General features: G+C 72.8%; 1 protein-coding gene (cut by a window edge). It reads left to right on the forward strand.

Features of this window, described 5'->3' with window-relative positions; translation table 11 throughout:
* A protein-coding gene (locus ACZ8ZB_RS34440) for a non-ribosomal peptide synthase/polyketide synthase (protein WP_470741737.1) crosses the window boundary here: on the forward strand, positions 1-17,035 show its 3' portion. Its footprint begins 2,249 nt before the window's first position; only the last 17,035 of its 19,284 coding nucleotides appear in the window; its start codon lies beyond the left edge, outside the window; the stop codon is at positions 17,033-17,035.
* The last annotated feature ends 5 nt before the right edge of the window (positions 17,036-17,040 follow it).

Below are 17,040 nucleotides of genomic sequence, written 5' to 3' on the forward strand. Positions count from 1 at the left end.
CATCCCCGCCGTCAACCTGTACGGACCCACCGAGGCCACCGTCTGGGCCACCGCCGCCCAGGTCACCGAGGGTCCCGTCGTCATCGGCCGGCCCTTCGCCAACACCCGCGCCCACGTCCTCGACGAACGGCTGCGACCCGTCGCACCCGGCACCACGGGAGAGCTCTACCTCGCCGGCGACCAGCTCGCCCGCGGATACCTCGGCCGCCCCGCCCTCACCGCCGAACGGTTCGTCGCCTCGCCCTTCACGCCCGGGCAGCGCCTCTACCGCACCGGCGACCTGGCCCGACAGCGCCCCGACGGCGTCCTCACCTGCCTCGGCCGCACCGACGACCAGGTCAAGATCCGCGGCTTCCGCATCGAGACCGGCGAGATCGAAGCCGCCCTCGAACGCCACGCCCACGTCGCCCGCGCCGCGGTCGTCGTCCGCGAGGACACCCCCGGCGACGCACGGCTCGTGGCCTACGCGACCCCCACCCACGAACAGGAGACGACTGATGCCGCAGAGCTACGCGCCCACCTGGCCGCGAGCCTGCCGGGTCACATGGTGCCAGCTGCGATTCTGGTGCTGGACGCACTGCCGCTGACGGCGAACGGCAAGCTCGACCGCAACGCCCTGCCCGTACCCACCCGCACCGCCATCCCCGGCAGGACACCCGCGGGCCCGCGCGAAGAACTCCTGTGCGGCGTCTTCGCCGACGTCCTCGGCCTCGAACAGGTCGGACCCGACGACGACTTCTTCGCCCTCGGCGGCCACTCCCTGCTCGCCGTCGAACTCATGGGCCGCGCCCGCGCCGCCCTCGGCGCCGACCTCACCGTCCGCGCCCTGTTCCACACCCCCACCCCCGCCGGCCTCGCCGCGGCCGCCGGCACCACCCGTACCGAGATCCCCGCCAACGCGATCCCGGCCGACGCCACCGCCGTCGCCCCCGAGATGCTCCCGCTGGTCGACCTCACCGTCGAGGAACTCGCCACCGTGGCCGCCTCCGTCGAGGGCGGCGCCGCCAACATCGCCGACGTCTACCCCCTCGCCCCCCTCCAGGAGGGCCTCCTCTTCCACCACCTGCTCGCCGACGGCGGCCAGGACGCCTACATGCAGCCCACCGTCCTGGAATTCGCCTCCCGCACCCTCCTCGACGCCTTCACCGACGCCCTCCGCCAGGTCCTCGCACGCCACGACATCCTGCGCACCGCCCTCGTCTGGGAAGGACTCCGCGAACCCGTCCAGGTCGTGTGGCGCCACGCCACCCTGCCCGTCACCGAAATCACCCCGGACCCCGAGGCCGGCGACCCCGTACGGCAGCTCCTCACCGCCGCCGGCACCACGACCGACCTGACCCGGGCCCCGCTCCTCGACCTGACCATCGCCGACGGCCCCGCGCACACACGCCCGCTCGCCCTCGTCCGCGCCCACCACATGGTGCAGGACCACGAGGCCCTGCGGACCGTCCTGAGCGAAGTACGGGCCGTCCTCGACGGCCACGGCGCCGACCTGCCCGAACCCGCCCCCTTCCGCGACTTCGTCGCCCGCGCCAGAGCCGGCGCCGCGCACCACGACCACGAGCGGTACTTCACCGAACTTCTCGGCGACGTCACCGAACCCACCGCCCCCTACGGACTCACCGACGTCCGCGGCGACGGCTCCGCGTCCACCCGCGCCCGCACCGACCTCGCCCCCGAACTCACCGACCGCCTGCGCCGCCTCGCCCACCGGCACGGCACCGGCCCCGCCACCCTCCTCCACCTCGCCTGGGCCAGGGTCCTCACCGCCGTCAGCGGCCGCGACGACGTCGTCTTCGGCACCGTCCTGTCCGGACGCCTCAGCACCGCCGACACCACGCGCCCGGCCCCCGGCCCGTACATCAACACCCTCCCCGTACGGGTCCACACCGGCTACCACGGCGCCCTCGCCGCCCTCCACGCCCTGCGCGACCAGCTCACCACCCTCCTGGAACACGAACACGCACCGCTCACCACCGCCCAGCGGGCCGCCGGCACCACCAGCGACACCCCCCTGTTCAGCTCCCTGTTCAACTACCGCCGCGCCACCACCGGCCAGGACACCGGCATCGACGGCATCCGCACCCTCTTCGCCCAGGAACGGTCCAACTACCCCCTGGCCGTGTCCGTCGACGACGACGGCACCACCCTGTCCCTCGCCGTCGACGCGCACACCGACGTCGACCCCCACGAGGTGACCGCCCTCCTGCGGACCGCACTCGACCGCATCCTCGACGCCCTGGCCGCGACCGCCGAAGGCGCCGACGACCTGCCCCTCTCCGCGATCGACGTCCTCGACGAGGACCGCCGACGCCGGATCGTGAACGACTGGAACGACACCACCGCCGACGTCGCGCCCGCCACGGTCCCCGACCTGTTCGCGGCCCAGGCCGCCCGCACCCCCGACGCGACCGCCCTCACCGCCGACGGCCACAGCCTCACCTTCGCCGAACTCGACGCCCGCGCCGACCGCCTGGCCCGCCTGCTCGCCCACCACGGCGTCGGACCCGAATCCGTCGTCGGCGTCTGCCTCGAACGCGGCACCGCCCCCGTCGTGGCCCTCCTCGCCGTCCTCAAGGCCGGCGGCGCCCACCTGCCCGTCGACCCCGCCTACCCCACCGACCGCATCGCCCACATGGTCCAGGACGCGGCCCCCGCCGTCCTGGTCGCCGCCCCCGGCACGGCCCATGTCCTGCCCGCCGCCGACACCCCCGTCGTCCTCCTCGACGACACCGCCGCCGACGGCCTCGGCGACCTCGGTGACCCCGACCGCCACCACGGCCCCGACAGCGGCCCCCTGGACGTCGAGATCCGGCCCGAGCAGGCCGCATACGTCATCTACACCTCCGGCTCGACCGGCCGGCCCAAGGGCGTCACCGTCCCGCACCGCGGCCTCTCCAACCTCGCCGCCTTCCAGCGCACCGGCCCGATCAACCGCCCCGGACCGCGCATGCGCGTGGCACTGACCTACTCCCTCTCCTTCGACGCCTCCTGGGAACCGCTCCTGTGGATGGTCGCCGGACACGAACTCGACATCGTCCCCGACGACATACGACGCGACAGCACCGCACTCGCCCGCTACGCCGACACCCGGCGCATCGACCTGATGGCCCTCACCCCCGTCCAGGCCGAACAACTCCTCGACGAAGGCCTCCTCGACACCGCCACCCACCGCCCCCGCGCCCTCCTCCTCGGCGGCGACGCCGTCGGCACCACCCTCTGGCAGCGGCTCCACGACGCGCAGGACACGCTCGGCCTCAACTTCTACGGCCCCACCGAGGCCACCGTGCACGTCCTGTGCCACGACACCGCCCAGACCACCCACGGCGAACGCCCCCTCATCGGCCGCCCCCTGCCCAACACCCAGGCGTACGTCCTCGACCACCGCCTCGCCCCCGTGCCCCCCGGCGTCCCCGGAGAGCTCTACGTGTCCGGCGCCGGCCTCGCACGCGGCTACGCGAACCGCCCCGCCCTCACCGCCGAACGGTTCGTCGCCTCCCCCTTCACCCCGGGCACCCGGATGTACCGCACCGGCGACCTGGTACGCCAGGACGCCGACGGCCGCTTCACCTACCTCGGCCGCGCCGACGACCAGGTCAAGATCCGCGGCTACCGCATCGAACCCGGCGAGATCGAAGCCACGGCCACCGCCCACCCCGGCATCGCCCAGGCGACCGTCGTCGCCCGCGAGGACACCCCCAAGGACCGGCGCCTGATCGCCTACGTCGTCCCCGCGCAACCGCACACCGAGACGCCCTCCGGCATACGCGACTTCCTCGCCGCCCGCCTGCCGGCCCACATGGTGCCCGCGGCCGTCGTCATGATGGACGCCCTGCCCCAGTCACCCAGCGGCAAGCTCGACCGCGCCGCCCTGCCCGCCCCCGACCACACCACCGACGCCGCACGACGACCCGCCACCCTCCGCGAAGAACTCCTGTGCGGCGTCTTCGCCGACGTCCTCGGCCTCGAACAGGTCGGACCCGACGACGACTTCTTCGCCCTCGGCGGCCACTCCCTGCTCGCCACCCGGCTCGTCAGCCGCATCCGTACGGTCCTCGGCACCGAGACGACCCTGCGCACTCTCTTCGACCGGCCCACACCCGCCCGCCTCGCCGCCGCACTCGACACCGACGGCACCGCGCGCACCGCCCTCGCCCCGGCCCACCGCCCCGCACGGATCCCGCTCTCCTCCGCCCAACGCCGCCTGTGGTTCGTCGGCCAACTCGACGGCCCCGGCGCCACGTACACCATCCCCGTCGCCCTGCGCCTCTCCGGCGCCCTCGACCACGCCGCACTCGACGCAGCCCTCCGCGACGTCATCGGCCGCCACGAGGTCCTGCGGACGGTGTTCGGCACCGCCGACGGAGAGCCCTACCAGCGGATCCTGGACCCGGTCGACCTCGACTGGTCGCTGACGGTGGCCGAGGTCGCCCCCGCCGAGCTCGACCGCGCCATCGCCGAAGCACTGGCCCACCCCTTCGACCTCACCACCGACATCCCCGTCAGGGCCTGGCTGTTCACCACCGGCCCCGACGAGCACGCCCTCGTCCTCGCCGTGCACCACATCGCCGGCGACGGCTGGTCGATGGAACCCCTCGCACGCGACCTGTCCACCGCCTACACCGCCCGCCGAACCGGAGACACGCCCGCCTGGCAGCCGCTGCCGGTCCAGTACGCCGACTACGCGCTGTGGCAGCGGGACCTCCTCGGCGAGGAGTCCGACCCCGACAGCCTGATCTCCCGCCAGGTCACCCACTGGCGCACGGTCCTCGCGGACGCACCCGAGGAACTCGAACTCCCGGTGGACCGGCCACGACCCGCCGAACCCTCGCACCGCGGCCACAACATCCCCCTGACCGTTCCCGCACCGGTCCACGCCCACCTCGTCCAGGTGGCCCGCGCCGAAGGCGTCACCCCCTTCATGGTGCTGCAGGCCTCCCTCGCGATGCTCCTGTCGAAGCTGGGCGCGGGCACCGACATCCCGATCGGCTCGGCGAACGCCGGCCGCACGGACGAGGCCCTCGACGACCTCGTCGGCTTCTTCGTCAACACCCTCGTCATCCGCACCGACCTGTCCGGCGACCCGACCTTCCGCGAGGTCCTCGGCCGCGTCCGCGAGACGAGCCTGTCCGCCTTCGCCCACCAGGACGTCCCGTTCGAGAAGCTCGTGGAGGAACTCGCCCCGGCCCGCTCCCTCGCCCGGCACCCGCTGTTCCAGGTGATGCTGAAGGTCCAGAACACCGCCGAAGCCGTCCTCGACCTGCCGGACCTGCAGACCGCCGGACTCCCGGCAGGCACCTCAAGCGCGAAGTTCGACTTGGATGCTTCCGTGACGGAGGTCTTCGAGGGGGTGGGTGTTCCTGGGGGTCTGCGTGGTTCGGTGGTGGTGTCGGCCGATCTGTTCGATGTGGTGTCGGCCGAGCGGTTGGTGGCGCGTTGGGTGAGGGTCATTGAGGTTTTGGTGTCGGCTCCGGGGTTGCGGCTGAGTGAGGTCGAGGTTCTGGGGGAGGTCGATCGCCGGGAGCTGGCGGGGTGGAACGACACTGGTGTGGAGGTGGTGGCGGGTTCGCTGCCGGAGTTGTTCGCGGCGCAGGTGGCGCGGACGCCGGATGCGGTTGCCGTGGTTGCGGCGGGGGAGTCGCTGTCGTACCGGGATCTGGACGCCCGTGCCGATCGTCTGGCCCGGTATCTGGTGGGTCGTGGTGTGGGTGCGGAGTCGCTGGTCGGTGTGTGTCTGGAGCGGGGTGCGGATCTGATCGTCGCGCTGCTTGCGGTGCTGAAGGCCGGTGGGGCTTATCTGCCTTTGGATCCTGGGTATCCGGCGGAGCGGATCGCGTACATGGTGGGGGATGCGTCTGCGGTGGTGGTTCTGGCGTCGTCGGTGACGGCGGGGGTGCTGCCGGTGTCGGGCGTGCCGGTCGTTCTGCTGGATGATCCGCAGGTCACCACGGTGCTGGAGGGTGTGGGGGAGGGGCCGCTGGATGTGGTGGTCCGTCCGGAGCATCCGGCGTATGTGATCTACACGTCGGGGTCGACGGGCCGGCCGAAGGGTGTGATCGTCACCCATGGTGGTGTCGTGGGTCTGTGCGAGAGTCATGGCCGGTCGGTGTTCGCGACGGAGGGTGCTCCGCTGAGGGTCGCTCTGACCACGTCGGTGTCCTTCGATGCGTCGTGGAACCAGCTTTCCGCTCTGTTCTCGGGGCACGAGCTGCATGTTGTCGATGGGGACACCTGGCTGGACGCGGGTCGTCTGGTGGAGTGGATGACCGCTTCCCGTATCGGCTTCGCCGAGGTCACTCCTTCGTATCTGCAGGTCCTGATGGACGAGGGTCTGTTCGATGCTGAGCAGCATCCTTTCCGTGTCGGTGTGGGCGGTGAGGCCGTTGCGCGGGGTCTGTGGGAGCGGCTGCGTGCTCTGGAGGGTGTGGAGGGCTTCAACTTCTACGGTCCGACGGAGGCGACGGTCGACACCTCAATCGCGTGTCTTTCCTCGTCTGCGGATGTCGTGGTCGGCGGCCCGGTCCCCAACGCCCGTGTGTTCGTTCTCGATGAGTGGCTGCGTGAGGTTCCGGTCGGTGTGGCCGGTGAGTTGTATGTGTCGGGTGCGGGTGTGGCGCGTGGTTATGTGAATCGTCCGGTTCAGACGGCGGAGCGTTTCGTGGCGTCGCCGTTCTCGGTTTCGGGTGAGCGGATGTACCGCTCCGGTGACCGGGTGAAGTGGACCGGGGACGGTCAGCTGGTGTTCCTGGGTCGTACGGACGAGCAGGTCAAGGTCCGTGGTTTCCGCATCGAGCTGGGTGAGGTCCAGGCAGCGGTCGCCGCGCATCCACAGGTCGCTCAGGCGGCCGTGGTCGTACGGGAGGACACCCCGGGAGACACTCGCCTCGTTGCCTACGCCGTCCCCACCGACCCCGAAGCACAGGAACAACTCCAAGAATCCATAAGGCAGTTCGTCGGCAGCAGTCTGCCCGACCACATGGTTCCGTCGGCGGTCGTGGTTTTGGACGCGTTGCCGCTGACCGTCAACGGCAAGCTCGACCGCGAGGCCCTGCCCGCTCCGGAGCACGATGCGGACATGGCGGTCCGAGGTCCCTCGAACGCCCGTGAGGAGATCCTCTGCGCGGCCTTCGCCGAGGTCCTCGGTCTCGAGAGCGTGGGCGTGGACGAGGACTTCTTCGCCCTCGGCGGCCAGTCCCTGCTGGCCATCCGCCTCGTCGCCCTGCTCCGCAACCAGGGCGTCAACGTGTCGGTGCGGGCCTTCTTCCAGGCTCCGACCCCGGCCGGCCTCGCCGCCTCGGCGGGCGCGGTCCAGGTCGCCGTCCCGGCCAACCTGATCCCGGCCGACGCGACCACGATCACCCCCGACATGCTGCCGCTCGTCGACCTCACCGCAGACGAGATCGCGCGGATCGTCGCCACCGTCGACGGCGGCGCGGCGAACATCGCGGACATCTACCCGCTGGCCCCGCTCCAGGAGGGTCTCCTCTTCCACCACCTCCTCGCCGACGGCGGCGACGACGCCTACGTCATGCCGACCGTGCTCGAGTTCGACTCGCGCGAGCGTCTCGACGCCTTCGCGGACGCCCTGCAGCAGGTGGTCGACCGGCACGACATCTACCGCACCTCGATCGTGTGGGAGGGCCTGCGCGAGCCCGTCCAGGTCGTGCGGCGGCACGCCACCCTGCCCGTCACCGACGTCGTCCTCGACGGCCAGGGCGACCCGGTGCCGCAGCTCCTGACCGCCGTCGGCAACTGGATGGACCTGACCCAGGCCCCGCTGCTGCGGATGCACGCGGCCCGGGTTCCCGGCACCGGTCGCTGGCTCGGTCTGCTGCGGGCGCACCACGTGGTCCGTGACCACACCGCGCTGGAGATCGTCTTCCACGAGGTCCAGGCGATCCTGGCGGGCCGGGGCCGGGAACTGGCCGCGCCGCTGCCGTTCCGGAACTTCGTCGCCCAGACTCGGGGCGCGGTCGCGCGCGCCGAGCACGAGCGGTACTTCGCCGACCTCCTCGGCGACGTCACCGAGCCCACCGCCCCCTTCGGCATCGCCGACGTGCGCGGCGACGGCGCCACGTCCGTCCGCGTCGAGGTGCCGTTCGCGCCCGACCTCACCACGCGTCTGCGCGAGGTGTCCCGCCGGGTCGGCGCCAGCCCCGCCACGGTCATGCACCTCGTCTGGGCCCGGGTCCTCGCCGCCGTCAGCGGCCGCGACGACGTCGTCTTCGGCACGATCCTGTTCGGCCGCATGAACGCGGGACAGGGCGCCGACCGCGTCCCCGGCCCGTACATGAACACCCTGCCCGTACGCGTGCGCACCGACGGGTCGGGCGTGCTCGCGGCCGTCGCCGCGATGCGCGGCCAACTGGCCGAGCTCCTGGAACACGAGCACGCGCCCCTCGCGGTGGCGCAGCGCGCCAGCGGCATCGACGGCGACACCCCGCTGTTCACCGCCCTGTTCAACTACCGCCACCACGCCGACCTGTCCGGCGGCCGTGACACCCCGCGCGAACTCGACGGCATCACCCTGCGGTTCGCGCAGGAGCGGGACAACTTCCCGCTCGCCCTGTCGGTCGACGACCACGGCGACAGCATCGGTTTGGCCGTGGACGCGGTCGCCCCGGTGGATCCCCGCATGGTCGGCCGCCTGGCCGAGACCGCCACGCGCAACCTCGTCGCGGCCCTGGAGACGGCACTCGACCAGGACGAGCAACCGCGCCTCGGGGCGGTCCAGGTACTCGACGAGGCAGGACTGCACCTGCTCCTGCGGGAGTGGAGCACCACCACGGCCCGCACCGAGGCCGCACCGGTCCTCGACCTGCTCGCCGAGCGCGCCGCCCGCACGCCCGACGCGGTGGCGCTCGTGACGGAGACGGGGGACCTCACCTACGGCGAACTGGACGCCCGAGCCAACCGGCTCGCGCACCACCTCACCGAGCACGGTGTCGGACCCGAGTCCGTGGTCGCGCTGTTCCTGGAACGCGGACCCGACCTGATGACGGCGCTCCTCGCCGTCCTCAAGGCCGGCGGAGCCTACCTGCCGATCGACCTCGACTACCCCGCCGAGCGCGTCGCGTACATCCTCGGCGACGCCCGCCCCATGGCGGTCCTCGCCACCACCGCCACCCGGAGCAGGGTCCCCGCGACGGACGCCGCCGTCCTCCTCGTCGACGACGCCCGCACCCGCGCCGCCCTCGACCGGCTGCCGGCCGCGGCACCCGACGTCGCCCTGCGCGCCGAGCATCCCGCGTACGTCGTCTACACCTCGGGTTCCACCGGCCGCCCCAAGGGCGTCGTGCTCACCCACGGCGGCTTCGCCAACACCCTCGCGGCCGCCACGGAACGCTTCGGCACCGGGCCGGGCTCACGGGTGGCGCAGTTCGCCTCGGTCAGCTTCGACGTCTTCTGCCTGGAGTGGGCGCTCGCGCTCACCACGGGCGCCGCCCTCGTTCCCGTACCGGCGCACCGCAGGCTCGGGAAGGAACTGACCGACTTCCTCGCCGAACAGCGCATCACCCACGCCAGCCTGCCACCCGCCGTCCTCGCGGGCCTCGACGAGGAGGCGGTCTCCCCGCACCTCGTCATCGAGATCGGCGGCGAGGCCTGCGCCCCGGAGCTGGTCGGACGCTGGGCGCGCGGCCGCACCCTGTTCAACACGTACGGCCCGACGGAGACCACCGTCGACGCGACCTGCTGGCGCTGCGAGCCGGACGCCGAGGACGTTTCCATCGGCACACCGATCGCCCGCACCCGCGCCTACGTGCTCGACGGCTCTCTCGCACCGGTCCCGGTCGGCGCCACCGGCGAGCTGTACGTCGCGGGCCCCGGCCTCGCCCGCGGCTACCTGGGGCGTCCCGCCCAGACCGGCGAACGCTTCGTCGCCGACCCGTTCTCCACCAGCGGCGAGCGCCTCTACCGCACCGGCGACCTGGCGCGCTGGAAGGACGACGGCCGGATCGAGTACCTCGGCCGCACCGACGACCAGGTCAAGATCCGCGGCTACCGCATCGAACTCGGCGAGATCCGCTCCGTCGTCGCCGCCCACCCGGACGTCGACCGCGCCGCCGTCGTCGTACGCGAGGACAGCCCGGGCGACCGGCGGATCGTCGCCTACGTGGTGGCGACCGGCACCCCTGGCCAGACCGGTCACCCCGGAGGCGCCGGTCACTCCGGCGACGGCCGGCCCACCGGCCACCAGGCGCTCACGGCCGAGGTCGCCCGGTACGCCGCCGACCGTCTGCCGTCCTACATGGTCCCGGCGGCGGTCGTGGCCCTCGACGCCCTGCCCCTGACCGCCAACGGCAAGCTCGACCACCGGGCCCTGCCCACCCCCGATCACGGCGACGGCACGAGCCCAGGCCGAGGCCCGGCCGGCCCTCGCGAGGAGATCCTCGCCGGGATCTTCGCCCACGTCCTCGACCGCCCCGCGGTCGGCGTCGACGACGACTTCTTCGCCCTCGGCGGGCACTCGCTGCTCGCGGTCCGCCTCATCAGCCGCATCCGTACCGTCCTCGGCGTCGAGGTGCCCCTGCGCACCCTCTTCGAGGCCCCCACCGTGGCCGCGCTCGCGCGCCGACTGGGCGGTGCGGAGACGGCACGCGCCGCCCTGGCGCCCCTGCCGCGCCCCGCCCGGACCCCGCTGTCGTTCGCGCAGCGCCGCCTGTGGTTCATCGGCCAGCTCGAAGGCCCCGGCGCCACCTACAACATCCCCATGGGCCTGCGGCTCACCGGCCGCCTCGACCGTCCCGCCCTGATCACCGCCCTGCGGGACGTCATCGGCCGCCACGAGGTGCTCCGCACCCGCTTCCCCGTCGCCGACGGCGAGCCCTACCAGCGGATCGCCGACCTCGACGACCTGGTCTGGGAGCCGTCCGTCCGCACCGTACGGCCGGAGGAACTCTCCGACGCGGTCGCCGAGGCGGCCCAGCACGTCTTCGACCTGGCCGACGAGGTCCCCATCCGCGCCGCCCTGCTCGAACTCGCCCCCGAGGACCACGTCCTCGTCGTCGTCGTGCACCACATCGCCACCGACGGCTGGTCCACCGGCCCCCTGGCCCACGACGTGTCCCTCGCCTACGCGGCGCGGTGCACGGGCCAGGCGCCCACCTGGGAGCCGCTGCCGGTCCAGTACGCCGACTACGCGCTGTGGCAGCGCGAACTCCTCGGCGACGAACGCGACAGCGACAGCGTGACCGGACGCCAGGCCGCCTACTGGCGCCAGGCGCTCGCCGGAGCCCCCGAAGAGCTCACGCTGCCGTTCGACCACACCCGCCCGGCCGTCGCCTCCCACCGCGGCCACAGCGTGCCGGTGGACATCCCCGCCGACGTCCACGCGCGCCTCGCGCACGTGGCACGGGCCGAGGGCGTCACGACCTTCATGGTCCTGCAGGCAACGCTCGCCATCCTGCTCTCCAAGCTGGGCGCGGGCACCGACATCCCGATCGGCTCGCCCCACGCGGGCCGCACCGACGAAGCCCTCGACGGCCTGGTCGGCTCCTTCGTCAACACCCTCGTCCTGCGCACCGACCTGAGCGGCGACCCGACGTTCAGGGACGTCCTCGCCCGCGTACGGGAGAACAGCCTCGCCGCCTTCGCCCACCAGGACGTACCCTTCGAACGGCTCGTCGAAGAGCTCGCGCCCAGCCGCTCCCTGGCACGGCACGCCCTCTTCCAGGTCATGCTGACCCTGCAGAACACGGCCGAGGCTGTGGTCGAGCTCCCCGGCCTCGACGTCCGCGCCCTCGGTACGGGCCCGGCGAAGGCCAAGTTCGACCTCGACGTCATCGTCGGCGAGGCGTTCGACGCCGACGGCGCCCCGGCCGGCGTCCGCGGCGAGGTCACCGCCGCGGCCGAACTGTTCGAACCCGACACCGTACGCCGTATCGTCGACGGCCTCACCCAGGTGCTCGACGCGGTCACCGCCGAACCCGGCATCCGGCTCAGTGCGGTCCCCGCCCTCGACGCGGCCGAGCGGCACCGCATGCTCGTCGAATGGAACGACACGGCCACCGACCTCGAACCCGCCACGATCGGGGACCTGTTCGCCGCGCACGTCGCCCGCACCCCGGACGCGATCGCCGTGTCCGACACCACCGCGGAGATCACGTACGCCGAACTCGACGCCCGCGCACAGCGCCTGGCCCACTACCTCACCGGCCGGGGCGTGGGCCCCGAGACCGTGGTCGCCGTCTGCCTGGACCGGGGCGTCGACCTGATGACGGCCCTGCTCGGCGTGGTCAAGGCCGGCGGCGCCTACATGCCGCTCGACCCCGACTACCCCGCCGAGCGCGTCACCTACATGCTGGGCGACGCGGCCCCCGCGCTCGTCCTCGTCTCCGAGACCACGGCCGCCAAGATCCCGGCCATCCGCACCGACACGGCCCTGCTCGGCGAAGCCCTCGCCACCGACCCCAACCCCACCGGCACCCCCGGCACGAGCGCCCCGGCACTCCTGCCGACCCACCCGGCCTACGTCATCTACACCTCCGGCTCCACCGGCCGCCCCAAGGGCGTCCTCGTCCCGCACACCGGCGTCGCCGCCCTCGTCCAGGGCCACATCCGATCCCTGGGAGTCGGCCCCGGCGCCCGCGTCGCCCAGTTCGCCTCCGCCGGATTCGACACCTTCGGCTGGGAATGGCTCATGGCCCTCCTCTCCGGCGCGACCCTCGTGGTCGTCCCGCCCGAGCGCCGCCTCGGCGACGCCCTGCCCGCACACCTCACCGAGCAGCGCGTCACCCACGCCACCCTGCCGCCCGCGGTCCTCGCCACACTCGACGAGACCTCCCTCCCCGCGGACACCATCCTCGTCATCGCCGGAGAGGCCTGCCCGCCCGACGTCATGGCCCGCTGGGCCCGAACCCACACCCTGTTCAACTCCTACGGACCCACCGAGACGACCGTCGACGCCACCCTGTGGCGCTGCGACCCGCTCGCCGACGACGTCGCCATCGGCACCCCCGTACTCGACACCCGCGTGTACGTCCTCGACGAGTTCCTGGCACCGGCCCCGGCCGGCGTCGCGGGCGAGCTGTACGTCACCGGCGTCGGCCTGGCCCGCGGCTACCTGGGACGGCCCGGCCTGACCGCCGAACGGTTCGTCGCCAACCACCTCGCCGACGACGGATCACGGCTCTACCGCACCGGCGACCGCGCCAAGTGGACGTCGGACGGCCGGCTCGTCTTCGTCGGCAGGACCGACGACCAGGTCAAGATCCGCGGCTTCCGCATCGAACCCGGCGAAGTGACCGCCGTCCTGGCGGAGCACCCCACCGTCGCCCAGGCCGCCGTGATCGCCCGCGAGGACACCCCCGGCGACAAGCGCCTCGTCGCCTACGTCGTACCCGCCCCGGACGCCACCGTCTGGACCACGTCCGACACCGCGGCCCTCCAGGCCCACGCCGCCGCGCGACTGCCCGACTACATGGTCCCCTCGGCGGTCGTCGCCCTCGAGGCCCTGCCCCTGACCGTCAACCGCAAGCTGGACCGCGCCGCCCTGCCCGCACCTCACACCCAGGGAACCGCGGACCCCGCCGAACGCGGCCCGCAGGGACTGCGCGAACAACTCCTGTGCGGGGTGTTCGCACAGGTCCTCGGCGTCGAGTCCGTCGGCGTCGACGACGACTTCTTCGCCCTCGGCGGCCACTCCCTGCTCGCCGTGCGCCTCGCCAGCCGCGTTCGCGCCGTCCTCGGCGTGGACCTCGACATCCGGGTGCTCTTCGACGCCCCGACCGTCTCCGCCCTCGCCGCCCGCCTCGACGACGCGGCCGGCACACGCCCCACCCTCACCGCCGGGGACCGCCCGCAGCGGGTTCCCCTCTCCTATGCCCAGCAGCGCCTCTGGTTCATCGGCCAGCTGGAGGGAGCCGGCGCCACCTACAACAGCCCGATCGCCGTCACCACGACCGACGAGGTCGACCCGCACGCCCTCGACGCCGCCCTCCGCGACGTCATCGACCGTCACGAAGTACTCCGCACGGTCTACCCGACGGCGGACGACGGCCAGCCCTACCAGGACGTCCGCCCCCTCGACACGCTCGACTGGCACGCCGAGAGCCGCACCGTCGCACCCGAGGACCTGGCCACGGCCGTCGACAAGGCCTCCGCGCACGCCTTCGACCTGTCCACGCAGATCCCGATCCGGGCGACGCTCTTCGACACCGGACAGGAACGCGCCCTCCTGGTCGTGGTCCACCACATCGCCAGCGACGGCTGGTCACTGGCACCCCTCGCCCGGGACTTCTCCACCGCCTACGCGGCACGCGCCGCGGGCCGGGCCCCCGTCTGGCAGCCGCTGCCGGTCCAGTACGCCGACTACACGCTCTGGCAGCGCGAACTCCTCGGCGACGAGAACGACCCCGACAGCGTCATCAACCGCCAACTCGCCTACTGGCGCGAGGCCCTGACGGCAGTACCGGAAGAGCTCGACCTGCCCTTCGACCGGCCGCGCCCGGCCGAGGCCTCGCACCGGGGCCACAGCGTCCCGCTCACCGTCCCCCCGCACGTGCACGCCGAGCTCGTCAGGCTGGCCCGCGAGGAAGACGTCACCGTGTTCATGGTGCTGCAGGCCGCCCTGGCCATGCTGCTCTCCAAGCTGGGCGCGGGCACCGACATCCCGATCGGCTCGGCGAACGCCGGCCGCACGGACGAGGCCCTCGACGACCTCGTCGGCTTCTTCATCAACACCCTGGTCCTGCGCTCCGACCTGTCCGGCGACCCGACCGTACGGAGCCTGCTGCACCAGGTACGCGAACGGAGCCTGGCGGCCATGGCCCATCAGGACGTGCCGTTCGAGAAGCTCGTCGAGGAGCTGGCCCCGTCCCGCTCCATGGCCCGCCACCCCCTCTTCCAGACCGTCCTGACCAAGCAGAACACCGTGGAATCCGGCCTCGACTCGGCCGGATCGGCCGTCGCGTGGACCGGCGGCATGTCCACCGGCAGCCGCGCGGTGAAGTTCGACCTCGACGTCATGGTGGGGGAGACCTTCGACACCACGGGCGCCCCCGCCGGCCTCGGCGGCTCGGTCACCGTGGCCGCCGACCTGTTCGACGCCGCCTGGGCGGGCCGCATCGCCGCCGCCTGGACGACCCTCCTGGAGGCGCTGCCCCAGGACCCGGGTCGCCGCCTGAGCGAGGTCGGCATTCTGTCGGATGAGGAGCAGCACCGGGTCCTGACCGTCTGGAACGATACGTCGGCCGACGGCCGGCCGGGCCTGGTCCATGAGCGGTTCGAGGCGCGTGCGGCCGCCGCTCCCGAGGCCGCGGCGATCGTCGCTGAGGGCGTGGCGGTCTCGTATGCGGAACTGGAGGTGCGGGCCAACCGGATCGCGCACTACCTGATCGGTCAGGGTGTCGGTCCGGAGTCGGTGGTGGGGCTGTGTCTGCCGCGCGGCGCCGACATGATCGCGACCATTCTCGGTACGTGGAAGGCCGGAGCCGCCTACCTGCCCATCGACCCGGCGCAGCCCACGGACCGGATCGCGTACATGCTCCGCGACAGCCGGGCCGCCCTGGCCCTGACCACGGAGGAGATCCTCGACGAACTGCCCGCGGGCCGTTCGCGTCTGGTGGCGATCGACGACACCTTCGTCGAGATGCAGCTCGCCGCGGCCTCGGCCCAGAGCCCCGGACGTTCCGTCGATCCGCGGTCCCTGGCGTACGTGATCTACACGTCGGGTTCGACCGGCCAACCCAAGGGCGTCGCCGTCACCCATGGCGGCCTGGCGAACTACACGGCCTCGGTCCCCGGCCGTCTCGGCTTCGGCGGCGAGGGTGCGCGTTATGCGCTGCTCCAGGCGCAGGCGACCGACCTCGGCAACACGGTGGTCTTCGCCAGCCTCGCCACCGGCGGTGAACTCCACATCCTGGACGAGAGCGCGGTCACCGACCCGGAACTGGTCGCCGCCTACCTTGCCGAGCACGGGATCGACCACTTCAAGGCCGTTCCCTCGCACCTGGCCGCGCTGACGGCGGCGGGCATCGAGGCCGTACTGCCGAGGCGCTCCCTCGTCCTGGGCGGCGAGTCCACCCCGCCGGCCCTGGCCACCGCACTCCTCACGGCCGCCGCCGGCGAGCGCGCGGTCCACAACCACTACGGCCCGACCGAGACGACGATCGGCATCGCCACCACACGGCTCACCGCCGAACAGGTCGCCAGGGAGACGGTCCCGGTCGGCACGCCGATCGCCAACACCCGCTTCTACATCCTGGACGACCGCCTGAACCTGGTCGTGCCGGGCGCCGCCGGTGAGCTGTACGTCTCCGGTGCCGGCGTGGCGCGCGGATATGTGGGCCGGGAGGCGGTGACCGCCGAGCGGTTCGTCGCCAACCCGTACGAGCGGGGCGAGCGGATGTACCGCACGGGTGACCGCGTGAAGTGGACGGCGGACGGCCGGGTCGTCTTCCTCGGCCGGGCCGACGACCAGGTCAAGATCCGCGGCTACCGCATCGAACCGGGCGAGGTCCAGGGGGTGATCGCCGCCCACCCGCTGGTGGACCAGGCCGCCGTCGTCGCCCGCGAGGACACCCCCGGCGGCACCCGCCTCGTCGCCTACGTCGTCGCCGACGACCTGGAGCCCGACGAGAAGGCCGGGCTCACCACGTCGCTGAAGGAGTTCGCGGCGCAGCGGCTTCCGGAGCACATGGTCCCCTCGGCGGTCGTCGTCCTGGACGCCCTGCCGCTGACCGGCAACGGCAAACTCGACCGCAAGGCCCTGCCCGCACCCGGCACCCTCACCTCCGGCGGACCCTCCAATCAGGGACGGGAGCCCGACACCCGCGAGGAGCGCGCGCTGTGCGAGGCCTTCGCCCAGGTGCTGCGGCTGGACAAGGTGGGAGTCGACGATGACTTTTTCGCCCTGGGCGGCCACTCGCTGCTCGCGACCGAACTCATCGTCCAGGTTCGCGCGGCCCTCGGTGTCGACGCCGAGATCCGGTCCCTGTTCAACTTCCCCACCCCCGCTGGTCTCGCGACACAGCTCGGCACGCGGAAGTCGAACCGTCCGGTCCTGCGGCCGATGCGCGATCGGAGGGCCTCGTAACACGA

Source organism: Streptomyces sp. 12E (assembly GCF_055633275.1).